This window comes from Bradyrhizobium betae (genome assembly GCF_008932115.1).
GTDB classification, from domain to species: domain Bacteria; phylum Pseudomonadota; class Alphaproteobacteria; order Rhizobiales; family Xanthobacteraceae; genus Bradyrhizobium; species Bradyrhizobium betae.
Map to the genome: position 1 here is coordinate 5,242,692 of NZ_CP044543.1, position 25,095 is coordinate 5,267,786.

General features: G+C 65.3%; 18 protein-coding genes and 4 pseudogenes. 13 read left to right on the forward strand and 9 right to left on the reverse strand.

Annotated elements, in window-relative coordinates:
- Positions 1 to 44: 44 nt before the first annotated feature.
- The 3 genes and pseudogenes from F8237_RS25110 to F8237_RS25120 form a co-directional block, all read right to left on the reverse strand.
- On the reverse strand, positions 45 to 989 hold the full coding sequence (locus tag F8237_RS25110) for an ABC transporter substrate-binding protein (protein ID WP_151648869.1): 945 nt from the start codon (positions 987 to 989) through the stop codon (positions 45 to 47).
- Between the two features lie 106 nt (positions 990 to 1,095).
- Positions 1,096 to 1,823 (reverse strand): annotated as a pseudogene (gene hutC, locus F8237_RS25115) (histidine utilization repressor).
- On the reverse strand, positions 1,820 to 3,178 hold the full coding sequence (locus tag F8237_RS25120) for a formimidoylglutamate deiminase (RefSeq protein WP_151648871.1): 1,359 nt from the start codon (positions 3,176 to 3,178) through the stop codon (positions 1,820 to 1,822). Before F8237_RS25120 ends, hutC begins: the two are co-directional and overlap by 4 nt.
- Before the next feature lie 100 nt (positions 3,179 to 3,278).
- Between F8237_RS25120 and hutI the strand changes: the two genes are divergently transcribed.
- From hutI to hutU, 3 genes are read left to right on the forward strand one after another with little or no spacing between them, the layout of a single operon-like run.
- Positions 3,279 to 4,493, forward strand: coding sequence for an imidazolonepropionase (hutI, locus tag F8237_RS25125; RefSeq protein ID WP_151648873.1), 1,215 nt, complete (start codon positions 3,279 to 3,281; stop codon positions 4,491 to 4,493).
- Positions 4,490 to 6,049 carry a histidine ammonia-lyase gene (gene hutH / locus F8237_RS25130; protein WP_151648875.1) on the forward strand — a complete coding sequence of 520 codons (1,560 nt, stop codon included), beginning with the start codon at positions 4,490 to 4,492 and terminating at the stop codon, positions 6,047 to 6,049. Before hutI ends, hutH begins: the two co-directional genes overlap by 4 nt.
- A 24-nt stretch (positions 6,050 to 6,073) precedes the next feature.
- Positions 6,074 to 7,744 (forward strand): urocanate hydratase, encoded by a 1,671-nt coding sequence (gene hutU, locus F8237_RS25135; protein WP_151648877.1) that lies wholly within the window; start codon positions 6,074 to 6,076, stop codon positions 7,742 to 7,744.
- Here the strand turns inward: hutU and F8237_RS25140 are convergent, their stop codons facing one another.
- The gene (locus tag F8237_RS25140; protein ID WP_162006204.1) at positions 7,745 to 8,365 is read right to left on the reverse strand and encodes a TetR/AcrR family transcriptional regulator; all 621 of its coding nucleotides are present in this window, start codon (positions 8,363 to 8,365) and stop codon (positions 7,745 to 7,747) included.
- A 252-nt stretch (positions 8,366 to 8,617) separates the two neighbouring features.
- On the opposite strand from F8237_RS25140, the gene F8237_RS25145 reads away from it, so the two are divergent.
- The 8 genes and pseudogenes from F8237_RS25145 (at position 8,618) to F8237_RS25180 (ending at position 16,979) form a co-directional block, all read left to right on the forward strand.
- Complete coding sequence (locus tag F8237_RS25145; RefSeq protein ID WP_151650663.1) at positions 8,618 to 9,478, forward strand: FAD binding domain-containing protein; 861 nt, start codon at positions 8,618 to 8,620, stop codon at positions 9,476 to 9,478.
- A pseudogene (locus F8237_RS25150) lies at positions 9,475 to 9,990 on the forward strand ((2Fe-2S)-binding protein); the annotation flags it as partial. The gene F8237_RS25145 and the pseudogene F8237_RS25150, both read left to right, overlap by 4 nt.
- A gap of 4 nt (positions 9,991 to 9,994) precedes the next feature.
- Positions 9,995 to 12,369, forward strand: a pseudogene (locus F8237_RS25155) (xanthine dehydrogenase family protein molybdopterin-binding subunit).
- Positions 12,370 to 12,392: 23 nt separating this feature from the next.
- On the forward strand, positions 12,393 to 13,634 hold the full coding sequence (locus F8237_RS25160) for an ABC transporter substrate-binding protein (protein ID WP_151648881.1): 1,242 nt from the start codon (positions 12,393 to 12,395) through the stop codon (positions 13,632 to 13,634).
- Between the two features lie 11 nt (positions 13,635 to 13,645).
- Positions 13,646 to 14,520, forward strand: a pseudogene (locus F8237_RS25165) (branched-chain amino acid ABC transporter permease).
- Positions 14,517 to 15,515, forward strand: coding sequence for a branched-chain amino acid ABC transporter permease (locus F8237_RS25170; RefSeq protein ID WP_151648883.1), 999 nt, complete (start codon positions 14,517 to 14,519; stop codon positions 15,513 to 15,515). Before F8237_RS25165 ends, F8237_RS25170 begins: the two are co-directional and overlap by 4 nt.
- Positions 15,512 to 16,267 (forward strand): ABC transporter ATP-binding protein, encoded by a 756-nt coding sequence (locus F8237_RS25175; protein ID WP_151648885.1) that lies wholly within the window; start codon positions 15,512 to 15,514, stop codon positions 16,265 to 16,267. The genes F8237_RS25170 and F8237_RS25175 overlap by 4 nt, the downstream gene beginning before the upstream one ends.
- A complete protein-coding gene (locus F8237_RS25180) occupies positions 16,260 to 16,979 on the forward strand; it encodes an ABC transporter ATP-binding protein (RefSeq protein ID WP_151648887.1) in 720 nt (239 codons plus the stop codon). The genes F8237_RS25175 and F8237_RS25180 overlap by 8 nt, the downstream gene beginning before the upstream one ends.
- 6 nt (positions 16,980 to 16,985) lie before the next feature.
- Here the strand turns inward: F8237_RS25180 and F8237_RS25185 are convergent, their stop codons facing one another.
- Positions 16,986 to 18,995, reverse strand: coding sequence for a putative bifunctional diguanylate cyclase/phosphodiesterase (locus tag F8237_RS25185; protein WP_151648889.1), 2,010 nt, complete (start codon positions 18,993 to 18,995; stop codon positions 16,986 to 16,988).
- Positions 18,996 to 19,341: 346 nt separating this feature from the next.
- A complete protein-coding gene (blaBJP, locus tag F8237_RS25190) occupies positions 19,342 to 20,226 on the reverse strand; it encodes a BJP family subclass B3 metallo-beta-lactamase (RefSeq protein ID WP_151648891.1) in 885 nt (294 codons plus the stop codon).
- A 589-nt stretch (positions 20,227 to 20,815) separates the two neighbouring features.
- On the opposite strand from blaBJP, the gene F8237_RS25195 reads away from it, so the two are divergent.
- The gene (locus F8237_RS25195; RefSeq protein ID WP_244625964.1) at positions 20,816 to 21,703 is read left to right on the forward strand and encodes an alpha/beta hydrolase; all 888 of its coding nucleotides are present in this window, start codon (positions 20,816 to 20,818) and stop codon (positions 21,701 to 21,703) included.
- A gap of 127 nt (positions 21,704 to 21,830) precedes the next feature.
- Here the strand turns inward: F8237_RS25195 and F8237_RS25200 are convergent, their stop codons facing one another.
- Both F8237_RS25200 and F8237_RS25205 read right to left on the reverse strand, forming a co-directional pair.
- On the reverse strand, positions 21,831 to 22,100 hold the full coding sequence (locus F8237_RS25200; RefSeq protein WP_201280149.1) for a TonB-dependent receptor plug domain-containing protein: 270 nt from the start codon (positions 22,098 to 22,100) through the stop codon (positions 21,831 to 21,833).
- A 62-nt stretch (positions 22,101 to 22,162) separates the two neighbouring features.
- The gene (locus F8237_RS25205) at positions 22,163 to 23,272 is read right to left on the reverse strand and encodes a hypothetical protein (protein WP_151648895.1); all 1,110 of its coding nucleotides are present in this window, start codon (positions 23,270 to 23,272) and stop codon (positions 22,163 to 22,165) included.
- 199 nt (positions 23,273 to 23,471) lie between these two features.
- On the opposite strand from F8237_RS25205, the gene F8237_RS25210 reads away from it, so the two are divergent.
- Positions 23,472 to 24,281, forward strand: a complete 810-nt coding sequence (locus F8237_RS25210; protein WP_151648897.1) for an ABC transporter substrate-binding protein — start codon at positions 23,472 to 23,474, stop codon at positions 24,279 to 24,281.
- Here F8237_RS25210 and F8237_RS25215 read toward each other — a convergent pair.
- Complete coding sequence (locus F8237_RS25215; RefSeq protein WP_151648899.1) at positions 24,255 to 24,953, reverse strand: ABC transporter permease; 699 nt, start codon at positions 24,951 to 24,953, stop codon at positions 24,255 to 24,257. The two genes, F8237_RS25210 and F8237_RS25215, sit on opposite strands and share 27 nt — an antisense overlap.
- Positions 24,954 to 25,095: the final 142 nt, after the last annotated feature.

Sequence of the window (25,095 nt, forward strand, 5' to 3'; positions counted from 1 at the left end):
TGGCCGGCCCCGCCGCAAGACGGGACCGGCATATCCTGAGAAGGTTACTTGATGTAGCTGGCGTCGTAGAGGTCCTCGACCTTCGGCGCGGCCTTGATGATGCCGATCTCGAGCAGGAGGTCGGCGGCCTCCTTGTTGAACGTCAGGAAATCGCCGGCGAAGAACTTCTGGTTTGCGGCCTTGTCCTGCCAGCGCAGATATTTGGCCGAGTTGCCGAACTGCTCGCCGGTCTGCTTCACGTCGGCGCCCATGATCTCATAGGCCTTGGCCTGGTCCTTGGCGATCATGTCGAGCGCCTCGAAATAGCTGTTGGCGAGCGCCTGTGCGGCTTTCGGATTCTCGCTGAGGAATTTCGGCGTGCAGCCGAACGTGTCCATCACGATCGGGTAGTCGAGCGTGGTCGCGATGATCTTGCCCTTGTCGGGTGCGGCGCGCACGGTCGACAAATACGGCTCATAGGTCATCGCGGCGTCGTTCTGGCCGGACACGAAGGCCTGTGCCGCGGCCGCCGGCTCGAGGTTCACGATGGTGACGTCCTTGGTCGTGAGACCGTTCTTCTTGAGCATCCAGGCCAGCGCGAAGTACGGCGACGTGCCGGGCGCGGAGGCGGCGACCGTCTTGCCTTTCAGATCCTTGATCGCGGCGACGTCGTTGCGCACCGCCATGCCGTCGGCACCGAAGCTCTTGTCGAGCTGAAAGATCTGCTTGGTGGCAATGCCATTGGCGTTCCAGGAGATCCAGGTCTCGACCGTGGTCGCCGCGCACTGGATGTCGCCGGAAGCGATCGCGAGGTGGCGATCCTTCTGCGGAATCTTCTTGATCGTGACGTCGAGGCCGTTCTTCTTGAAGATGCCCGCCTCCTTCGCCAGCGTCAGCGGCGCGAAGCCGGTCCATCCGGAGATGCCGACGCCGACCTTGACGTCGTCGGCGAGCACCGGAGTGGAGGCCGCAAGAGCAATGATTGTCGCAAAAACCTTTGAACTACGCATGATTGTCGTCCTCTTGCCGATCGATGGAATGACGTCCTGTTGATCATTGCCGGTCCCTACGGACCGTTGTCCGAAGCGTTGCACGATTTGTGCCGACATCGTCCTCTCAGCCTCCCTTGAATCGGGCGACAAGGCGGTGAGAGTCACCGGGATAGAGCAGTCGCACCGCGGTGATCGTGCGCGCGCTGCGCCAGGTGTAGCGGTCGATCACGAGGCAGGGGGCGCCGACGGCGATGTCGAGCGCTTCCGCCGTGCGATCATCCGCAATGATCGCGCTGATCGTATGCTCGGCTTCTGTCCATGGGACATGATGAAGCAGCCAGGAACCGGGGGCTCTCGCGAGAAATCCGCGGTCGCGGCATCCGGCACGGATGACAGATCGATCAGCCTGTCCTCGACGGCAAACGGCACGTTGTCGGCGCTATGGCGGCAAGCGATCGCGACCACCTTGCCCGCTTTCTTGACGCCAAGACGCTCACGGTCGGCGGCCGTCGCCGTGCGCAGCTTGCGGTGCATCAGTTCGTAGCCATAGCTGCGGCCGAGCGATGTGATCTCCGCGCGCATGTCCGCGATCTTCAGCACTGCCGACTGATGTTGCGGACGACGCACGAAGGAGCCGGCACGGCGACGTCGCTCGATCAGATCGGCCTGTGCGAGCTCCGACAGAGCCTTGTTCACCGTCATGCGCGAGCAGCCATAGCGCGCGACCAGTTCGTGTTCGAACGGAATGCGGTGACCCGGCGGCCACTCGCCGGTCAGGATCCGCTTCTCGATGTCGGCGCGGATGCGCTTGTAGAGCGTCGGCTGGTCGACTGTATCGGTCGCGAGGCTCATGCGACGAGCCTCCGCACCGATGCGTTAAATCGCTCGCGCGCGGTTTGCCGCAATCTGTGCCGGCCGCCTTCGACGACCTTGTCGCCGCCGGCCCAGACGCAGTCGATCGCGCCGCTGCCTGCGGCAAAGATCCAGCCGTCGATGACGGCGTCGCGCGCGCGCCCCGCCAGCGATGGATGGGCAGTGTCGAGCGTGACGATATCGGCGCGCGCTCCCGGCATGAGGCCGACGGTCGGCTGCGCCAGCGCTCGTGCGCCGCCCGCGAGCGCGTGGTCGAACAATGTGCGTCCTGTCGAGCGGCCGGCGCCGCCCGAGAGCACGTTGCGCTGGCGATGCTTGAGGCGTTGGCCATATTCAAGCTGGCGCAACTCGTCGGCGACGCCGACCAGCACGTTGGAATCGGTGCCGACACCGAACGCGCCACCGGCATTGAGGAATTCGCGCGCCGGAAAGATGCCGTCGCCGAGGCTCGCTTCGGTGATGGGACAGAGACCCGCCACCGCACCAGTCTTCACGAATGCGGCGACTTCCTCATTGGTCGTGTGGGTGGCGTGAATGAGGCACCAGCGCCGATCGAGAGGCGCGTGCTCGAGCAGCCATTGCACCGGGCGCCGGCCCGACCAGGCCAGGCAATCCTCGACTTCCTTCACCTGCTCGGCCGCGTGGATATGCACCGGTCCGCGATCGGCGAGCGGAATGATTGCCGCGAGCTCATCCGGCGTCACCGCGCGCAGGCTGTGCGGCGCGATGCCGACATTGGCGCCCGGCAATGCTGCGATTGCCTTGCGCGATGCGCTCATGAGTTTGGCGAATTGATCGACCGAGCAGATGAAGCGACGCTGGCCGTCATGCGGGGCTGCGCCTCCGAACGAGCCATGCGCATAAAAACTCGGCAGCAGCGTCAAGCCAATGCTTGAAGCTTCGGCAGCCTGCGCGATGCGCGCAGCCATTTCGCCGATGTCGGCGTAATGTGCGCCGTCGCGATCATGATGCAGGTAATGGAATTCGCCGACGCGGGTAAAACCCTGCTCCAGCATCTCGACATAAAGCAGCGTCGCGACGGCGGTCACGTCGTCCGGCGTCATCGCCAGCGCGAAGCGGTACATCGTCTCACGCCAGGTCCAGAACGTGTCGGTGGTGTCGCCGCGCAATTCCGCAAGACCAGCCATGCCGCGCTGAAACGCGTGGCTATGCAGGCTTGCAAGCCCTGGAAGCGCGATGGCGTGGCGCTCGTCGCCAGCGGCCGGCACAACGCCCGGCGTCACCTCCGCGATCGCGCCGGCGGTGATCACCACCTGCACGTCATTGGCCCAGCCCGAAGGCAGGAGCGCGGAGGCGAAATGCAGTCGGGTCATGCTTACACGCCGGCTGGACAGAACCGCCCCACGATTATATGTCTAGACATATAAGTCAAGCATCCCAAGGAGGCCGGGATATTGGCGAAGGGAGACCTTCATGGCAGAGCGCTTCGATCGGATCTGGTACAACGCCCGGCTTGCCACGATGCGGGCCGACCGTCCCGATCTCGGCGAGATCGAACATGGCGTGATCGCCATACGTGGCGGCCATATCGTCTATGCGGGTGCCGCGGCGGATTTCCCCATTGATGCGGACGCGATCAAGCGCATCGATTGCGAGGGGCGCTGGATCACGCCGGGGCTCGTCGACTGCCATACTCATCTCGTCTATGGCGGCAACCGTGCGCACGAGTTCGAGCTTCGCCTGAACGGCGCAAGCTACGAAGAGATCGCGCGCGCCGGCGGTGGCATCGTCTCGACGGTGGCCGCGACGCGCAAGGCGAGCGAGGCCGAGCTTGTCGCCCACGCGCTGCCGCGGCTCGATGCGCTGATCGGCGAAGGCGCAACCACGGTCGAGATCAAGTCAGGCTATGGCCTCGATACCGAGACCGAAATGCGTCAGCTCGCAGCCGCGCGCAGCCTCGGCCGTCAACGGCCGGTTGCGATCCGCACGTCCTTCCTCGGCGCGCATGCGCTGCCGGTGGAGGCCGATGGCGACAAGGATCGCTACATCGATCTCGTCTGCAACGAGATGCTGCCGGCTATTGCAAAGGCCGGCCTTGCCGATGCCGTCGACGCCTTCATGGAAGGCATCGCGTTTTCCGCTGAGCAGACCGCGCGTGTGTTCCAGACCGCAAGGGCGCTTGGACTGCCGGTCAAGCTTCACGCGGATCAATTGTCGAATCTCGGCGGAGCAGCGCTTGCCGCACAATTCGCTGCGCTATCTGCCGATCATCTCGAACACACTGACGAAGCGGGCGCCGCCGCGATGGCGAGCGCCGGAACGGTGGCGGTGCTGCTGCCCGGTGCGTTCTACTTCATCCGCGAGACGCAGAAGCCGCCGGTGGACGCGTTTCGCAAGCACGGCGTCCACATGGCGCTTGCGACCGACTGCAATCCCGGTAGCTCGCCGCTGACGTCGCTGCTGCTGGCGATGAACATGGGAGCGACGCTGTTCCGGATGAATGTGGCCGAATGCGTTGCAGGGACCACCCGTGAAGGTGCGCGCGCGCTCGGCGTGCTGCACGAGACCGGCACGCTGGAAGCCGGCAAATGGTGCGACCTCGCAATCTGGGACATCGAGCGTCCGGCGGAACTCGTTTACCGCATCGGCTTCAATCCGCTGCACCGGCGAGTGTGGAGAGGGCAGTGACTGAGCAGGGCGCAGCGATCGTCGTCAAGCCGGGAACGGTCAGCCTCGACGATCTCGCGCGCGTGCTGGTGGGCGCTCCCGTCGTCCTCGATCCATCGTTCTGGCCGCGCGTCGACGCCGCAGCCGAGATCGTCGCGAAGGCCGCGCAAGCTAGCGTACCTGTGTACGGCATCAACACCGGTTTCGGAAAGCTGGCGTCAAAGCGCATTCCACCGGATCAGACCGCGCTGCTCCAGCGCAACCTCATCGTCTCGCATTGTTGCGGCGTCGGCCCGGCGACGCCGGAGCCGATCGTCCGGCTGATGATGGCGCTGAAGATTGTATCGCTCGGGCGTGGGGCTTCCGGCGTGCGCCGCGAGGTGATCGAGCAGCTGCAGGCCATGCTCGGGCGCGGCGTCTATCCGCTGGTGCCGCAGCAGGGATCGGTCGGCGCCTCCGGCGACCTCGCGCCGCTCGCGCATATGACGGCTGTGATGATCGGAGAGGGCCAGGCGATCGTTGGTGGCAAGACGGTGCCCGGCCACGAGGCGCTCGCCGCCGCCGGCCTCGCGCCGCTGACGCTCGGTCCCAAGGAAGGGCTCGCGCTGATCAATGGCACGCAGTTTTCGACCGCCTATGCCATCTCCGGCGTGCTGCGCGCGTTTGGCCTGGCTCGCGCCGCGCTCGTGACCGGCGCGTTGTCGGTGGATGCAGCGATGGCCTCGACGGCGCCATTCCGTCCCGAAATCCAGGCGCTGCGCGGTCATCCCGGACAGATCGCCGTGGCTGCAACGCTGATGGCGTTGCTCGACGGCAGCGATATCCGCCTGTCGCATCTCGAAGGTGACGAGCGCGTGCAGGATCCCTATTGCCTGCGCTGCCAGCCGCAGGTCGCTGGCGCAGCGCTTGACTTGATCACGCAGGCGGCACGCACGCTGATCGTCGAAGCCAATGCGGTCACCGATAATCCGCTGGTGCTGGTCGAGACCGGCGAGATCGTCTCCGGCGGCAATTTCCACGCCGAGCCGGTCGCCTTTGCCGCCGATTCAATCGCGCTGGCGCTGTCTGAGATCGGCGCGATCAGCGAGCGGCGCATCGCAACGCTGGTCGATCCCGCGCTGAATTTCGGCCTGCCGCCGTTCCTGACGCCCGATCCCGGCATCAATTCGGGCTTCATGATCGCCGAAGTGACGGCGGCCGCGCTCTATGCCGAGAACAAGCAGCGTGCGGCGGCCTGCTCCATCGACTCGACGCCGACCAGCGCCAACCAGGAAGACCATGTCTCGATGGCCGCGCATGCCGCGCGACGCCTGTCCGACATGTCCGACAATCTCGCCGCCATTTTGGGTATCGAGCTTCTGGTCGCGGCCCAAGGCATCACGCTGCGGGCGCCGCACGCGACCAGCGCGGCGCTCGTCGCCGTCATCGCCGCCCTTCGCGAACAGGTGCCCGCACTCGGCGCTGACCGCTACATGGCCGGCGATCTTGCCAGGGCCGCCGCGCTGATCGAGGCCGATGCACTGCCGGCAGCGGCGATCGCCGCGCTGTCATCCGATCCGTTTCCAAAACTCGACTGAACAAGGCTCGACCAAGAGGTCCTTATGAACCGCCGACTGGACAACGACCGCACCATCCGCTCGCCGCGCGGCAGCGAGATCAGCGCCAAGAGCTGGCTGACGGAAGCGCCCTTGCGCATGCTCATGAACAATCTCGATCCCGATGTCGCGGAGCGCCCGAGCGAGCTCGTAGTCTATGGCGGCATCGGCCGCGCCGCGCGCGACTGGGAGAGCTTTGACCGGATTGCGGACGCGCTGCGCAAGCTCGAAGGCGACGAGACGCTGCTGGTGCAGTCCGGCAAGCCAGTTGGCGTGTTTCGCACCCATGCCGACGCGCCGCGCGTTCTGATCGCGAACTCGAACATCGTGCCGCATTGGGCGACGCTCGATCATTTCAACGAGCTCGATCGCAAGGGCCTGATGATGTACGGGCAGATGACGGCGGGCTCGTGGATCTATATCGGCAGCCAGGGCATCGTGCAGGGCACCTACGAAACATTTGTCGAGGTCGGCCGTCGTCACTATGGCGGCAGCCTCGCGGGTAAGTGGATCCTCACCGCCGGTCTTGGCGGCATGGGCGGCGCGCAGCCGCTGGCCGCGACCATGGCCGGTGCCTCGATGCTCGCGGTCGAGTGCCAGCCGAGCCGCATCGAGATGCGTTTGCGTACCGGCTATCTCGATCGTCAGGCCGCAACGCTCGACGAGGCGCTTGCGATCATGGCGGAGGCCGCGAAGACGAAGAAGGCGGTGTCGGTCGGCCTGCTCGGCAATGCCGCCGAGATTTTCCCGGAGCTGGTACGCCGGGGCGTCAAGCCCGACATCGTCACCGACCAGACCAGCGCGCATGATCCGATCAACGGCTATTTGCCGAAGGGCTGGACGCTGGCCGATTGGGAAGCCAAGCGCGCGTCCGATCCGAAGGCGGTGGAGCGCGCGTCGAAGACATCGATGGTTGAGCACGTCCAGGCCATGCTGGATTTCCATGCGCAGGGCATTCCGACGCTGGACTACGGCAACAACATTCGCCAGATGGCGCAGGACATGGGGCTGAAGAACGCGTTCGATTTCCCCGGCTTCGTGCCTGCCTATATCCGCCCGCTGTTCTGCCGCGGCGTCGGGCCTTTCCGCTGGGCCGCGCTGTCGGGCGATCCCGAGGACATCTTCAGGACCGACGCCAAGGTCAAGGAGCTGATGCCTGACGACAAGCATCTGCACAATTGGCTCGACATGGCCAGGGAGCGCATCAAGTTCCAGGGCCTGCCGGCGCGGATCTGCTGGGTCGGTCTTGGCGATCGTCATCGCCTCGGCCTTGCCTTCAACGAAATGGTGGCGAGCGGCGAACTGAAAGCGCCGATCGTGATCGGCCGCGACCATCTCGACAGCGGCTCGGTGGCAAGTCCCAACCGCGAGACCGAGGCGATGAAGGACGGATCGGATGCGGTGTCGGACTGGCCCCTGCTGAACGCGCTGCTCAATTGCGCCAGCGGCGCGACCTGGGTCTCGCTGCACCATGGTGGCGGCGTCGGCATCGGCTATTCGCAGCATGCCGGCATGGTGATCGTTGCCGACGGCACGCCTGAGGCGGCAAAGCGGATCGAGCGGGTGCTGTGGAACGATCCCGCCAGCGGCGTCATGCGCCATGCGGATGCGGGCTATGAGACCGCGATCGACTGCGCCCGCGACAAGGGGCTAGATCTGCCGAGCCTGGCGAAATAGCTAGCCGCTCGCCAGCAGCTTCGGCATCGTCGTCTTCGCGCCGTCCATGAAGGTCTGGACGGCGTCGCGGACGATCGCGTCGAGATCGGACGGGATCGGCGTCTCGTAGATGAATTTGCGGATGGCGAGATAGAAGATGCGGCCGTGCAGGCCCCAGAACAGCTCGGTCTCGCGCTCGCTCAGCGGATGGGCCTTCGCATCCGGCAGATTCAGATCGTGGCGCAGCTCCGCTGCCGCCGGCTCGATGATCTCGCGGCGGACGATGTCGAGATAGCGGCCGGTGATGCCGAACGACTTCATCCCGGAGAAGACGAAGATCCGCACCCAATTGTACTCGAACACGCGCTCGACGTAATCGAGATAGAAGCGTGTTAGCCGCGCCTCCAGCGACTGCGAGCGGTCGCGGATCATCGGACCCCAGTCGGGCGACCAGCGGCTGAGATAGACCTCCTGGTACACGCGCTCGATCAGCGCTTCCTTGCTGGGGAAGTGACGATAGATCGCCGAATGCGTGATGCCCATGCGCTTGGCAAGCTCGCGAGTCTGGCCCTCGAAGCCGCGCTCGGCAAAGAAGCGGATCGCCTCGTCCACGATCGCTCGCTCGCGGTCGGCCGCGCGCATGTTGCGGCGCTTTGGCGCGGACTTTCCGGCCGGGGTCCGCTTCCGGATCGGTCGCTTCGCTGGTTTGTGCGCTTTTCGGGCCATTTCGTCGCTGAATCGAACGTCTGGCTGCCTTCATAGCTCAAGGCGCATTTGTGACCAAATGGTCATTTCTTGTTGACCGACCTCTGGCGCCGTGTCAGGATTTTGAGACCAGATGGTTACAAATCTGGCATCCCGGCTGATGAGCCGATGGATATCGAGGAAACGGCAGTGAAGGCGAGGGCTTTCAGCTATTTTCGTGCGGCGACGATCGACCAGGCGTTGGACGCTCATGCGCGCGCCGGCGACGACGCGCGCTTCATTGCCGGCGGCCAGAGCCTGGTGCCGGCACTGTCGCTGCGACTGCAGGCGCCGCGGCTGTTGATCGACATCACTCACATTGACGCGCTGCGCGGCGTCAGGCGCGAGGGCAGCCATCTGCGTATCGGCGCGCTGACGCGTCATTGCGAGATGCTGAGTGAGCCGCTGATCGCCGAATTCGCGCCGTTGCTCGCAGCTGCTGCGCCGTTCGTCGCCCACCCCGCGATCCGCAACCGCGGCACGCTTGGCGGCAGCGTTGCACTGGCCGATCCGGCTTCCGAATTTCCCGCGATGACGCTGGCGCTCGATGCCGAGATCGAGATCGCGGGCGCTTCCGGCCACCGGCGCGTCAAGGCCGACGACTTCTTCCTCGACCTGTTCGAAACGGCATTGCTGCCCGGCGAGCTCGTCACCGCGATCCATGTCCCGCTGTTCAAGGCGGACCAGCGCTTTGCATTCGACGAATTGGCGCGGCGGCGCGGCGACTATGCGCTGGTCGGATGCGGCATGCTCGCGACTTGCGCCGGCGATCGCATCGACGATATTCGAATCTCCTTCTTCTCGGTCGGCAATACGCCGACGCGGGTGAAGGGGGCCGAGACAGCCCTCATCGGCGCCAGCCTGGATGCGGTCCGTATCGCCGCCGCGCAGGCCGCGCTCGAAGGCGATCTCGCGCCGCCCGAGAGCGATGAAGTGCCGTCCGCCATGCGGCTGCATCTCGCACGCGTGCTGCTCGGCCGCCTGCTCGGGCGTCTTGATGAGGGCGCATGAGCGGCTTTGACGAGACCCTGCTGGAGGACGCCGACGAGACCGTGCGGGTCCGCTTCGTCGTCAACGGCCGCAAGGTCGCGTGCGAGGTTGCACCTCGGGAGACGCTGGTCGATTGCTTGCGCAATGCGCTCGAACTGACGGGCACGCACGCTGGCTGCGAGATGGGGGCCTGCGGCGCCTGTCTGGTGCAGCTCGACGGCCGGGCCGTGCATTCCTGCCTGATGTTCGCGGTGCAGGCCGACGGCGCGAAGATCGACACCATCGAGGGACTGACCGAGAGCGGTGTGATCGCCGATCTCCAGGCCGAATTCCATCGCCGTAACGCCCTGCAATGCGGCTTCTGCACACCGGGCATGCTGGTCAATGCCCATGAGCTGCTGTCGCAGGCGGTGCGGCCGAGCCGCGAAGAGATCCGCGACGCGCTGTCGGGCAATTACTGCCGCTGCACCGGCTATGAGGCAATCATCGATGCCATCGATGCGGTCGCCAAGGCGCGCAGCGATGAGGGGGGACGCCATGAGCGCGCCGCTCACCTCGCTCGATCGGCCCAATTCGTACATTGGCCGCTCCGTGCCGCGACCCAACGCGAAGCGGTTGCTTGCCGGGCGCGGGCGCTACGTCAGCGACCTCAAGCTGCCGCGCATGCTGTATGCTGCCTTCCTGCGTAGCCCCTATGCGCATGCAAAGATCATTGCCATCAACACCGAGCAGGCGCGCGCGCTCGAAGGGGTGCATCTCGTCGCTGTGGGCGCTGATCTCGCAAAGATCTGCACACCCTGGATCGGCACGCTCGATCATTTCAAGGGCATGACCTCGGCACCGCAATTGCCGCTGCCGCTGGACCGCGTGGTCTGGGCCGGGCAGGCGGTGGTCGCCGTCGTCGCCGACAGCCGGGCGATCGCGGAAGATGCGCTGGAACTGATCGAGGTCGACTACGAGGAGTTGCCTCTCGTCGTCGACATCGACGGCGCACGAGAGCCCGGCGGACCGCTGATCAATCCCGATAGCGCCAACAATGTCTGCTTCCGCAGCCAGCTGGACAGCGGCGCGGTCGACGACGCCTTTGCGCATGCGGCCCATGTGGTGGAAGAGGAGTTCTCCTTCGGCCGCCATACCGCGGTGACCCTGGAGCCGCGCGCGATCGTGGCCGATTATGATCCCGCGGCCGGCGCGCTCACGGTGCATCACGGCACGCAGACGCCCTATCAATTCCAGGACCTCTATTCGCGCCACTACGGCATCCCCGAGGCCCGCGTTCGCGTCATCGCGACCGATATCGGCGGCTCCTTCGGGATGAAGCTGCATGTTTATCACGAGGACATGGCGGTGGTCGGCCTCTCGATCCTGCTCGGCCGTCCCGTCAAATACGTTGCCGACCGCATCGAGTCCTTCGTCTCCGACATTCACGCCCGTGACCATCGCGTCCATGCCCGCATGGCGCTCGATGCCAAGGGCGAGATCCTGGCAATGGACGTCGTGGACCTGACCGCGATCGGCGCGTTCTCGACCTATCCGCGCACCAGCGTGGTCGAGGGCAACCAGGTGATCCGCCTGATGGGTGCGCCCTACCGCTTCAAGAACTATCGCGCCGCGCTCGAGGTGATCTTCCAGAACAAGGTCCAGACCAGCCAGTACCGCGCCGTCGGACATCCCATCGCCTGCGCCGTCACCGAGCGGCTGGTCGACATGGCCGCGGCGAAACTGAGCCTCGATCCCTTCGCGATCCGTGCGCAGAACGTGATCGCCGATGACGCCTATCCGCAGACCTCGCCGACCGGCTACCGCTTCGAGGCGCTGTCGCACCAGGCCTGCCTGAAGCGCCTCCACGAGATGATGGACTATGACGCGCTGCGTGCCGAGCAGGCGGAGTTGCGCAAGCGCGGGGTCCATCGTGGCATCGGCATCGCGGCCTTTGTCGAGATCACCAATCCCAGCCCGGCGTTCTATGGCGTCGGCGGTGCGCGCATCTCCTCGCAGGACGGCGCGATCCTCAGCCTGACCCCGTCCGGCGAGGTACGCTGCCTGATCTCGGTGACCGAGCAGGGGCAGGGCACCGAGGCGATCATCAGCCAGATCGTGGCCGATCAGCTCGGGCTCGCGCAGGAGCGCGTCAAGGTCATCACCGGGGATACCGAGGTGACGCCCCATGGCGGCGCGACCTGGGCCTGCCGCGGCGCCGGCATCGGCGGCGAGACCGCGCTGCAGGCGACGCGCGCGCTCAAGCGCAACATTCTGGAGATCGCCGCGCTGATCCTCCAGGAGCAGCCGTCGGCGCTCGACATCATCGATGGCGAGGTGGTGGATGCCGCGACGCGGAACCAGCGGATGCCGATCTCCGAGATTGCGCGCATCGCCTATTTTCGCTCCGACACGCTGCCGCCGGGCACGCAGGCGCAGCTCACCGTCAGCCATCACTTTGCCCCGCAGGGCTATCCCTTCGCCTTCACCAACGGCATCCAGGGCTGCTTGCTGGAGGTCGATGTCGAGACCGGCTTCATCAAGGTGCTGAAGCATTTCATCGTCGAGGATTGCGGCCGCGTCATCAACCCGATGCTGGTGGACGAGCAGCTGCGCGGCGGCATCGTGCAGGGGCTGGGCGCGGCACTGTTCGAGGAATGCCGCTACAGCGAGACCGGCCAGCTCATGAACGGTTCGCTGGCCGATTACCTCGTCCCGATGCCGATGGAAATGCCCGACATCGTCATCGGCCATGTCGAGACGCCGACGGCGGACACCGTGCTCGGCGCCAAGGGGTTGGCGAGGCCGGCACCGCGGCGGCGTCCGCCTGTGTGCTCAACGCCGTCAACGACGCGCTCCTGCCGTTCGATGCGACGATCAATTCAATTCCGATCACGCCGACGAAAGTCCTGAAAGCCCTGAAGCGGTTCTAGAAAAAAGACAATTGGAGGAAATCATGCCCAAATCCGGTTCGACCTCGAAGATCACCCGCCGCACCGCGCTCGCTGGCCTGTCGGCCGGCGCGGCTCTGCTCGCCATGCCTCGTCTCGGCCGGGCCGCGGACGAGACCATCCGCATCGGCTTCCCAACGCCGCTGACCGGACCATTCGCCGCTGAAGCGCGCGACCAGGTCAAATGCGCCGAGCTCGCGGTCAAGCTCGTCAATGACAAGGGCGGCGTCGGCGGCCGCAAGGTCGAGCTCCTGGTGCGGGACGACAAGCTCAACGCGGGCGAAGCGGCGACCCGTACGCTCGAGCTGATCGAGAAGGACAAGGTCCATGCCGTGGTCGGCGCGCTCTCCAGCGCCGTGCAGCTCGCGGTCAACGAAGTCACGCGCGCCCGCGGCGTGATCTACGTTTCGATCAGCCAGTCCGACACCATCAACGAGGTCAAGGATTTCAGCAAGTACACGTTCCACGAGGCTCTCAACCCGCACATGACCACCGCGGCCGTGGCGCGGCAGACCCTGAAGAAGGGCATGAAGGTCGCCCATCTCGTCGCCGACTATGCCTATGGCCACGAGATGCTGCGTGGCTTCAAGCGCGCGCAGACCGCGATCGGTGCCGAGACCGTCGGCGAGATCCTGCATCCGTTCGGTGCGGCCGATTATTCGACCTTCATGCCGCGTCTGATGTCGCTGCGGCCTGACGTGCTCTGCATTTCCAATTTCGGCCGCGATCAGGCCAATGCGATCAAGCAGGCGGTGGATTTCGGCGTCAAGCAGCAGATGAAGATCGTCGTGCCCGTCATCCTGCACAACCAGCGCCTCGCGGTCGGACCCGACGTGTTCGAGGGCGTCGTCGGCGGCTCCAACTATTTCTGGGGCCTGGAGACGCAGAGCAAGTCGGCCGCCAGCTTCAATGCGGCGTTCAAGGCCGCCAACGGCGGCGCGATCCCGACCGATTACGGCGCCTATGGCTATTCCGGCGTCGGATCGTTGCTGGCAGCAATGCAGGCTGCCGGCGGAACCGATACCGACAAGGTCGTCGATGCCCTGGAGAAGCTGCAATACGACCTCACCAAGGGTCCGCAGCATTACCGCAAATGCGACCATCAGTCGGTGCAGTCGGTGCTGGTGCTGGAGTCCAAGAAGAAGTCCGCGATGGCGAACGACAATGATCTGTTCGCGATCCTGGCCAACGATGCGGGGTCCGATGACATGCTGCGCAGCTGCAGCGAGCTCGGCCACGCGACCTGAAGCCTGTTACCATGGACCTGTCGCTGATCATCATGCAGCTTCTCTCCGGGATCGCCCTTGGCGCGGTCCTGGTGATCACTGCGCTTGGACTGACGATCGTGTTCGGCATGCTGGGGGTGGTCAATTTCGCCCATGGCGCGCTGTTCATGATCGGGGCCTATGCGGGGCTGTATCTGGCATCGCTCACCGGAAGCTTTTGGTGGGGGTTGCTGCTCGCGCCCATCTTGATCGGCGCCTTCGGCATGCTGATCGAGTTCGTCCTGATCCGCAGGCTCTACGGACGCTCGATCGACGATCCGCTGCTGCTTACCTTCGGCCTAAGCTACATCCTGGTCGAGGGCGTGCGTATCGTGTTCGGCAGCGACGGCATTCCGTTTCCGACCCCGCCGCAGCTGGTCGGCGTGCTTGATCTCGGCATTGGCTTCTTTCCGCGCTACCGGTTGTTCGTCATAGCCCTTGTGGCGGTGGTGCTGCTGGTGCTCTGGCTGACGCTGGAGAAGACCCGCGTCGGCCTGATCGTGCGCGCCGGCGCGCGCGATCCCACCATCATGCAGGTGCTCGGTGTCGATATCGGGCGGGTCTGGCTGGCGATCTTTGGGCTCGGGTCGGGCTGGCCGCGCTGGGCGGCGTGCTCGCGGGGCCCATGCGCAGCGTCAATCCGGAGATGGGCTCGCTGGTGCTGGCGGAGGCCTTCGTGGTGACCGTGATCGGCGGCCTCGGCTCGATCGTCGGCGCGGTCGTCGCCGGCCTGATGGTCGGTATCTCCATCAGCCTGGTGGCGCTGTTTGTCCCTGAAATGGCGACCATCGTGATGTTCGCGTTGATGGCGGTGGTGCTGCTGATCCGTCCGGAGGGCCTGTACGGCGTGAGAGGGAGGACCGCGTGACGCACCCTTCGAGCGGCGAAGCGGTCGCCAAACCGGCCTCCACAGGACTCGGCTGGCTCCTCGAGCAGCGCGTGCTGCTGTCGATTGCGGTGCTTGCCGTGCTGCCCTGGCTGCTGCCGTCCCAGGCGCTGGCCGTCAACGTCCTGATCTACGGTGTCGTGGTGATGGGCTACAATCTGCTGTTCGGCTACACCGGGCTGCTGTCGTTCGGGCAGGCGGCGTTCTTCGGCGCCGGCGCCTACTTCACCGGCATTGCGATCGGCCGCTACGGCATGCCCTGGTTTGCCGCGGTGCCGATCGCCGTCCTCCTCAGCACCTGCCTTGCCGCCGCGATCGGCATGGTCTCGACGCGCACCCGCGGCATCTATTTCTCCATGGTGACGCTCGCGCTGGCCCAGCTCGTCTATTACGTCGCGCTTCAGGCCTCCTCCTTCACCGGCGGCGAGAACGGCCTGCGCGGATTCACGGTCGATCGCATCAGTCTGTTTGGCTTTCAGGTCAATTTTCTCGACCCCGTCAACAAATACTACGTGCTGATGGCCTTCGCGGCGCTGGCGATGTGGTTTCAGTCCCGTATCCTGAATTCGCCGTTCGGCGCCGTGATCGAGGCGATCCGCGAGAACGAGCAGCGGGCGCGGGCCTGCGGCTATGACGTCGAGCGCAGCAAGCTGATCGTGTTCATGCTGTCGGGCGCGATCTCCTCGCTCGGCGGCTGCATGCTGGCACTGCATCTGTCGATCGTGCCGCTGGATCTCCTGCACTACCAGACCTCCGGCATGATCGTGATGATGGTGCTGCTCGGCGGCGCGCGCAGCTTCTTCGGGCCCTTCGTTGGGGCAGCCAGCTTCCTGATCCTGGAGGACGTCATTTCACTCTGGACGCCGCACTGGCAGATCTTCGTCGGCGCGATCTTCGTCCTGTTCGTGCTGTTCCTGCCCAAGGGCATCTGGGGCACGCTGCTCGACGCGCTTCGCATCGGAAAGGCGCGGCCATGAGCGGCGAACTGCTTCGTGTCGAGGGGATCGGCAAGCGCTTTGGCGGCTTCGTTGCGCTCGAGGGCATTACGGTGTCCTTTGCCGCCGGACAGCTCACCTCGATCATCGGTCCGAACGGTGCCGGCAAGAGCACCTTCTTCAACATCCTCTCCGGCGCGTTGACCCCAACATCGGGCAAGCTGCACTTCAGGGGACGCGAGCTGAGCGGCCTGCCGCAGCACCGTTTCGTGCATCAGGGCATCTCGCGCTCCTACCAGATCACCAACATCTTTCCGGATCTGTCCGTGCACGAGAACGTCCGCGTCGCGGCGCAGGCGCTGACCGTGAGCTACGACATCTGGCGCAACCGCGCCCGCCTGACCGAGCTGAACGCGCGCGCCGATGCTGCGCTCGACGCCGTCGGGCTGCTCTCCAGGCACGGCGAACTTGCAAAGTTCCTGTCGCACGGCCAGCAGCGCGCGCTGGAGATCGCGATCGCGCTGGTCTCCGAGCCCGAGCTGCTGTTGCTGGACGAGCCGACCGCGGGCATGGGGCCGGAAGAGACCAAGGACATGGTCGCGCTGCTCGAGCGCCTTGCCGAGAAGCGGACCGTGCTCCTCGTCGAACACAAGATGAAGATGGTGCTGGGCCTGTCCAAGCGCGTCGTGGTGCTGCATCACGGCCGGCTGCTGGCCGACGGCGCGCCCGACGAGATCAGGAGCAACCCGGAAGTCCGCCGGGTCTACCTCGGACAGAGTGAAGGCTATGGCTGAGACCGCGCTGCTCGAAATCAATGATCTCCACGCCTGGTATGGCGCGAGTCACATCCTCCACGGCATCTCCCTGCACGTGAATCCGGGCGAGGTGGTCGCTCTCGTCGGCCGCAACGGCGCCGGCAAGACCACGACACTGCGGGCCATGATGGGTCTGATGCCGAAGGCCACGGGTCGCGTGCGCTTTGCAGGCCAGGAGCTCCTGCCCCTACGCGCCCATCAGCGTTTTCATCTCGGTCTGGCCTACGTGCCGGAGGAGCGCCGCATCGTTTCCGGGCTCTCCGTGCGCGAGAACCTTCGCCTCGGTCTCGTCGCGGCCGGCGGCGATATCGAGGAGCGCGTCGCAATCGACGAGATTGCCGAAACCTTCCCGCGCCTCAAGGAGCGGCTTGATCAGGAGGGCGTCACGCTGTCGGGAGGCGAGCAGCAGATGCTCGCGATCGCCCGCGCGCTGATCGCCAGGCCCAGAATGATCCTGCTCGACGAACCCTCGGAAGGCATCATGCCGGTCCTGGTCGAGGAGATGGGCGTGCTGTTCCGCCGCCTGCGCGACGAAGGCAAGACGCTGCTGCTGGTCGAGCAGAACGTCGAATGGGCGCTACGGCTCGCCGACCGTGCCGTGATCATCGATCAGGGCGAGGTGGTGCATGAGAGCAGCGCCGCGGCACTGCTGGCCGACAAGGACATCCAGGAGCGCTACTGCGCGGTGTGAGCGGCCTCAGGCCACGACCTTGGCGCCGGCGTGGTCGAGCCGCTGCCGTTCGTTCGCGAGATAGTCGCCGATCGCATCGGCCGGCATGGGCTTTGCGAAATAGTAACCCTGGATGAAGTCGCATCCGAGCCGGCGCAGGCTGTCGAGCTGGGCGCGGGTCTCGACGCCTTCGGCGACGCAGGCAATCTCCATGTCGCCGCACAGGCCCGCCAGTGATTTGATGATCTTGTGGCTCACCGGATTTTCGTTGATGTCCGCGACGAAGCTGCGGTCGACCTTGATCTTGTCGAGCGGCAGCCGGTGCACGTGGCTCAGCGAGGAATAGCCGGTCCCGAAATCGTCCAGCGAAATGCCGCAGCCCATGGCCTTCAGCGTCGCGATCGATTGCTGCGCGCGCGCGAAGTCGAAGGTAACGGCGGTCTCGGTGATCTCGAAATCGATCCGGCGGGGCGGCACGCCGCTCTTCTCGATGATGGAGATCAGCGGCAGGATGCCTTCGGCCGCGCAGACGTCGTGGGCGGAGAGATTGAACGACAGGCGGATGTCGTCGGGCCAGGTCCTGGCAGTCGCCAGCGCGCGCCCGAGCAGCGCCTGCGTCAGCGGCCGGATCAGGCCGATGCGCTCGGCGGCCGGAATGAAATCAGCCGGCGAGACCAGGCCGAGGCGGGAGCTGCGCCAGCGCGCCAGGACCTCGAAGCCGACGGTATGCTCGCTCATGGCGTCCACGATCGGCTGAAACACCAGGTCCATCTCGGTGTTGAAATCAGCTGTCCGCAGCAAAGTCTCGATGACGCCGCGGCTGCGGATCTCTGCTTCGAGTTCGCTCGAGAAGATCACGGTGCGGCCGCGCAGATGGCGCTTGGCATGATAGAGCGAATAGTCGGCGCATTCATAGAGCGCCTCTGCCGTCGTCGCCGATTGAGGAAACAGCGCGAAGCCGATCGAGCAGGACAGGCCGGTATGAGCGGTATCGAGCTGGTAAGGCAGCTTGACCTGGTCGCCGATGCGTTCGCCGAGCCGCGTCAGGTCCACATCATCGGGGTCGCCGCACACGACGAGACCGAACTCGTCGCCGCCGAGCCGGGCGAATTCCACCCGCTGCGGACCAAAGCCCTCGCAGACCTCGCGGATACGACGGCCCGCCTCGATCAGGACGCGGTCGCCGACCGAGTGCCCGTAATTGTCGTTGATGGGCTTGAAGCCGTCGAGGTCGATGATCCCGACCGCAACGCGAACCTTTCTACGCTCGGTGTCAGCGAAGGCGCTCGACAGCTCGGCGAAGAAGCGGCGGCGGTTCGGCAGCTCGGTGAGCGAATCCAGATTGGCGAGGCGGAAGTTCTCGTCCGACAGCGCTTGCGTCGCTGCCTGCTGTGCCAGCAGCGACTTGCGGCTGGCGACGAGGTCGGCGAAGTCGCGATAGTAGATAAACAGCACCGTCACCATCGCGCCCGACACGAGGAGGTTATTGACCGCGATCGCCTTCAGCGTCGGCTCCCCCGTCGCCCAGAAGAACAGCACATAGGGTACGTCGACGACCAGGGTGACGATCAGCGCTGCCGAGCGAAGATGCATCAGCGAGAAGATGCAGCCGATCACGGTCACCGCCATGTAGAAGGCGACCTGGCTCTTGGCGAAAGGGTCGCCATAAGGGTAGAGCGCGAACGACCATGCGGTGAAGCCGGCGCCGATCGGCAGCGTCATCCAGTTGGTGGAGCGCAGATTGCGCAGGATGTCGGCATCGCTGCGCACGAGGTGGCGCTGGCGCAGCCACCAGAAGGTCCGAAGCGCGGCGAACAGGGTCAGCACGGAAGGGACGATCATCGTCAGCCAGTCCGGCGCCACGTTCACATAGGTGTAGGCGACCGCGATCGTGTTGCTCATGAGGATGAAGTAGAGCAGCGGGATCTGCTTGGAGAAGGCGCTGAACTGCGCGCGCGTCAGGTCCGGGTTGTCGGCGGGAACGCGAAACAGCCGTATCGCGGCGGCCATGTGAGACTTCAAATCGACGACAGGCATTGCAATACGAGCCCCGGATCCCTTCAAAACACCGGTGATCTTGCCGCGCGGGGGTAAAGGTCGCGTTAGGCGGGCTTCGCGGGAGGAGCCAGCGCAGGTTGCACGCTACCGCGGAATTTTCCGGTCGCGTGCATTGGTGAGGCCACGTTAAGGATATCCGGCCGCTGGGGCGTACGTCTCGGGCACAACTTCCCATAATCACCGCAGCTACGACCTGCTAACCATGCACGTGACGGAGCGGTGCAGCGTATTGCCGCGCGGCCATGGCTGACGGCCGGCGCGCCTATCGCCTCCCGTTCAGGGAGAGGCGACAGGCGACCTTGCGGCAGAGAGAGTAAGGCGATCGCTATTTCTTCTCCAGCGCCGCTGTTTGCTTGGCGAGCTGCTTGTCGAAGTCCTCCGACAGGCTGGTCGCGTAGGTCGCGAGCTCGCCCGGCTTGACGAACGGGTTCGGTGCACCGTCCTTCATCTCCGCGCGCTTGGCCTGCATGCCGTAGACTTCGGGATGCGGCCCGAGCAGGACGTCGATCTTCATGGCCTTCACCTTGGCATAGGTCGCGCGATAGTCGTCGACGATACCGGCGTGGGTCGGCTGGCCGACCAGCCGGTTCAGCGCCACCGTGCCGCTGCAGAAGAACAACACCTGGCGGTTCTGGCCGCCGTCCTTGACGGTCATCTCCCAGCTCGTGCAGCCCGGCGAGTGACCGGGCGTGGCGTGCGCCGTCAGCGTGGTGTCGCCGAGCGTGACCTTGTCGCCTTCCTTCACGGCGCGATCGACCTTCACCGCGGGGAAGGCGAGATCCTCGTTCTTCTCGTCGCCGGGATAGTAGCCGCCTTCGAGCAGCGGCTTGTCGCGCTCGCCGGCCACGAGTTGCGCGCCAGTCTCCTTCTTGACCTCGGCAAAGCCCCCGGTGTGATCGAAATGCGCGTGCGTGTTGAGGATGATCTTGATGTCGGCGACCTTCAGGCCGAGCTTCGTGATGTTGTCCTTGATCATGCCGGTCGACTGCGGAAGCGCCGTGTCCATCAGGATCAGGCCCTGCGAGGTCTTGATGACGTAGACGGCGATGCCGTCGGTGCCGACATAGTAGATGTTGTCGATGAGCTGGAACGGCTCGAACGGCGTGGTCCATTTCTTGGTCACCGCCGCAATGAAATCCTTGACCGTCTGCGCCTGCGCGCCGGTTGCGAAAAACGCCAGCGCACACAGCGCGGCCGCGAGCTTCTTCATAGGTTGCCTCCCGGAGTGTTCTTGTCATTCTGACCGCACGCAGCTTTCGCGCGGCGGCCGGTGCGCAAGCTACGTCGTGCGCGGTGCGGCAGCAACGGCCTCGTGCCCTCAAATTTTCACTGCATGCGCGGAATAACGGTCGCCGGCCGGTTTGAGCATGGCGGCCATCGTTGCAGCACGGGCCTTGTCGTTTGACCGCGTGCGGGCATCCCGTCATACTTTGCGGCAAGACGGGCCAGAAAGACTCGTCGGCACCGGGAGCTGAAATGACCAATTCATGGCCCGTCCTCGCTGGGACGCTGGTTTCGCTTGTTTCCTGCACCGCGATAGCCTTGGCCCAGCCGGCCTGCGTCACCCAGAACATGGCCGTGCCGCCCGGCGCCAACACCACCGACAAGGCGGCACCGTTCTTCATCGACACGACAGGGCTTGATTTCAAGACCTCACCGCCGACGCGCGATCCTCTCAGCGCCAACTATCCGCGTGCGACCGAGCTGCCCGACGGAACGCTGCCGCCATCGGGGCCGAAGGCAATTTCATCATCGGCCCGACCCACAACCCCGCGCCGGAGACAATCGCGAAGGAGAGTGTGCCGCGCGGCACGACGAAGTCGTTCACACTCTCTTCGAAGCAGAGCACGATCTACAATCCCGGCCTGATCCGCGACGACGTTGCCGGCTGCACCAATTCCTCGATCATGACCACCGTGACCGCGCCGGACGACAAGTCACACATGATCGTCACCACAAGCCATCCCGGAATCTGGTCGCGCACGATCGACGTCTACGTGCCGGCGCAATATGTGCGCGGGACCGAAGCGCCGTTCATCGTGGTCGGAGACGGCGGCTCCAACGCCTACAAGGACCTCGCCACGACGCTGGATAATCTGATCGCGCAGCGCCGTGTGCCGCCGATGATCGCGATCCAGATCGGCAATGGCGGGCAGGACGCGCAGGGCAGCCAGCGCGGCCGCGAATATGACGCGGTGTCGGGCGCCTACGCGCAGTTCGTCGAGCGCGAGGTGCTGCCGCTGGTCGAGGCGAACGCCGACGTCAGGCTGACCAGAGATCCCGACGGGCGTGCGACCATGGGGTTGAGCTCCAGCGGCGTGGCCGCCTTCACCATGGCGTGGTTCTATCCCGATCTCTATCACCGCGTGCTGGCCTTCTCGCCGACCATGGTCAACCAGCAATGGCCGCACGATCCGTCGCTGCGCGGCGGCGCCTGGGAATATCACAGCGCGTGGACGGGGCCGGCCGGTCCCAACCTCATCTCGAAGGCTGGTGTGCTGACGCCGGCCGAGCCGCCCGGTGTGCCGCTGATCGCCGCTGCGCCAGTGAAGCCGATCCGCTTCTGGTTCTTCGGCGGCGACCAGGACCTGTTCTATCCGAATCCCACTATCCCCGACGGCATGCACGACTGGACCTTGTCGAACGCACTGACGGCGAAGGTGCTGGCGGAGAAGGGCTACCACTAGCAGTTCCTGTTCGTGCGCAACGCCAAGCACGTTGACCGGCCGACCATCGCGCAAACGCTGCCGTCGGCACTGGAGTGGGTCTGGAAAGGCTATCCGATTCCCTGACCGCGCAAGCGCGGCTGGATGCCTAACGCCCGATCGTCACGCCGGCGGTCGAGCGCATGGCGTCCCGCAGGCTTCTCGCGTTCATGTCGTCGAGCACCTGCCGCGTCAGGACGGTGGTCTGGCCGGGCGTGTTGAGGATCGTCTCGCCGCGCGACAACGACAGTCGATCAGCCTTATAGGGCGAGGGCGGATCGGTCGCATGGGCGTGGTGCCGCTTGCTGGAGGCGGCCAAAGCTCCCTGCGAGGCGCAGAGGGCGACGATCGCGATCGATCGCAACAATTTTGCGGGCATGCGACCTCCCATGGTCAGGATGTCAGCCTAGCACATGGTCGCGTCGCCGCAGGAAAACAATGTCAGGCGAGAACGGCCTGGCGTTCCCCCACCGGTTCGCGAACCCGGTCGGTCTTTCCGGGCTCGGCGAGCCGCGTGAAACTCCGCTGGCCCGCACGCGCGGGTGCCTCGACGATGATGCCCTCGCAGACGATCTGCCCGCCCAGCATCCTGAATTCCAGCTTGTCATAGCGCGGCATGGTCTCGCCGGGCGCCGGCGGCAGCAGTTCGACGCGCCCCTGGATGTTCAGCGTGGCATCGCCGGTGCCGTGAAGCCGCGGATTCCACATCCTGATCCCGGTCTCCGCCCAGCGTTGCGGGATCAGCGTAGCGCGATCGACGGGATCCGCGATCTTGGCGCGCGCCTTTGGCGCGCTGGAGATCTTCGGAACAGGGGCCGCAAGGACTGGTTCGGGCGTGACAGGTTCGATGACGCTCGGAGGGACCTCCGCGGCCAGTTCGGCAACCGGTGCAGGAGCGCTCGTGTGGATAGGCTCGACCTCGACCGGGACGCTCGAGGGGCCGTCGCTCTCGATGCCCCCGGCGATATCCGCCGTCGAGACTTCGCCATCGCCGAGAGTCGCACAGGTGTCCGCTACCACGATCGGTTCGACATCCACGACGACTCCAGAGCAGGGTTCGTCGTTGACGATGAGAGCAGGGGCATCGACCGCAGCGATCGCGACATCGGCAGATACCTCTTCTGCGACGACGGGCTCGACCTCGATCGGGGCTTCGAACGATGGTTGGTTGCTGAGGACGGGCTCGGGAGCATCGAACGGCTCGCTCCCGGTTTCGGCAGACGGAGCCTCTTCCCCGGCGGCATGTTCACCGTTCGCCGGGAGTTCCGCAACCGGATCAGTGTTGATGAGCTCGGACGGATTAACGGGCTCGTGCTCGACCGGGGAAACCGAAATCTCCTCGACGGCCACCGTCTTGGCGTCGCAATGCAGCGGCTCGGCGACGATGCTGTCGAGCGCCGGTGCTGCTTCCGCAACGTCGGCAGCGGTGGAATCGCTCGCGGCGGTCGGCGCGACGTCGATGCTGCCGCTGTGCGGCAAGGGCCGAAGCCGGGTGAACGCCCATTTCACCGCGGGAATGCGGCGCAGCAACGATATCAGTCTCGAAAGCACAGGGAGTTATCCAAGAGGTACTCGGCGTGAGGCAATCGCTGATTCGCCAGCAATGCGAAAAACTGCCCCGGCCGTCACATCGCTGTCAATGTGGATGGGACCAATTGCAGAACATCTACACAGCGATCGCGACGCGGGCGATCTGATGTGCTTCATTCAGGGGGCATCGGTGCCAGCGGAGCTGAGGTGAGGACGATCCATGAGAAAAATGACGGCCATTGGAGCGGTTCTGCTCTGGTCCACCATCGCCTTCGCGCAGGACCGCACCATCACCGTGGCCTCGACGACGTCGACGGAGCAGTCGGGACTGTTCGGCTACCTGCTGCCGCTGTTCTCCAGGGACGCGGGCATCGAGGTCAAGGTCGTCGCCGTCGGTACCGGGCAGGCGCTCGACATCGGGCGGCGCGGCGATGCCGACGTGGTGTTCGTCCATGACAGGCCGGCGGAAGACAAGTTCATGTCGGAGGGGCAGGGCGTGAAGCGCTTCGACGTCATGTACAACGACTTCGTCATCGTCGGACCGAAGAGTGATCCCGCGAAGATCGCGGGCCACAAGGACGTCGCGGAGGCGCTGCGCAGGATCGCGGAAGCAAGGGCGCCGTTCATCTCGCGCGGCGACAAGTCCGGCACACATGCGGCGGAGCTGCGATTGTGGAAGGAGGCGGGTGTCGATATCGCAGCCGGCAAAGACAGCTGGTATCGCGAGATCGGGCAAGGCATGGGCCCCGCGCTGAACATGGCTTCGTCGTCGAACGCCTATCTCCTGTCGGATCGCGGCACCTGGCTGTCGTTCAAAAATCGCGGCGAGCTCGCCATCCTGACCGAGGGCGACAAGCGGCTGTTCAACCAGTACGGCGTCATGCTGGTGAATCCCGCCACGCATTCAAACGTGAAGGCGAAGGAGGGGCAGGCCTTCATCGACTGGCTGGTCTCGCCGAAGGGGCAGGACGCGATCGCCGGCTACAAGGTCGGCGGCGAGCAGCTATTTTTCCCCAACGCGTCCCACTAGCAGGAAGGCCACCGTCGACACGGCGACGCTGAGCGCCAGCAGGATCAGCCCGAGCCCGAGCGCCAGCGGCAGGTCGCCCTTGCTGGTTTCCAGCGCGATCGCAGTCGTCATCGTGCGCGTGAAGCCGCGGATGTTGCCGCCGACGATCATGATGGCGCCGACTTCGGCAATTGCGCGCCCGAACGCCGCGAGAAAGGCCGTCAGCAGCGAGGTCCGGCCGAGGGCGAACAGCAGCGCCATGCTGCGCAAGGCGGAGAGCCCGTCGATCCGTGCGAGGTCGCCATACTCCGCCCATAGCAGACTCGCCGGCCGGTGCACCAGCGCCACCACGATCGGCGTCGCCAGCAGCGACTGCGCGATCATCATGGCCGCCGGTGTGAACAACAGGCCGGCCGCCCCGAGCGGGCCGGACCGCGACAGCACGAGATAGAGCGCAAGCCCGACCACGACAGGGGGAAGGCCGAGCAGGGCGTTGGTCAGAACGATGATGACTTGCCGTCCGCGGAATCGGGTGATCGCAAGCAAGACCCCGATCGGCGCGCCGATCAGGAGCGCGACGATGCTGGCCGTCAGGCTGACGCGCACCGACAATGCGACGATGCCCAGCAGCTCGGAATCGGCTTCCCCGATCAGCACGAAGGCTGCGGCAATGGATCGCGCGAAGTCGTTCATCCGGGCCGGCGCTTGGGCGTCGGACGGAAGGCCTCCAGAAGGTCGTTGTCGAGGCTGCGAAGTCGCTTCACGGATCTTCCCTTGCGAGTCTTGCCGACGATCACAGAATACCCGGCAGGAGCGGTTTGGGAACTCGATTCGT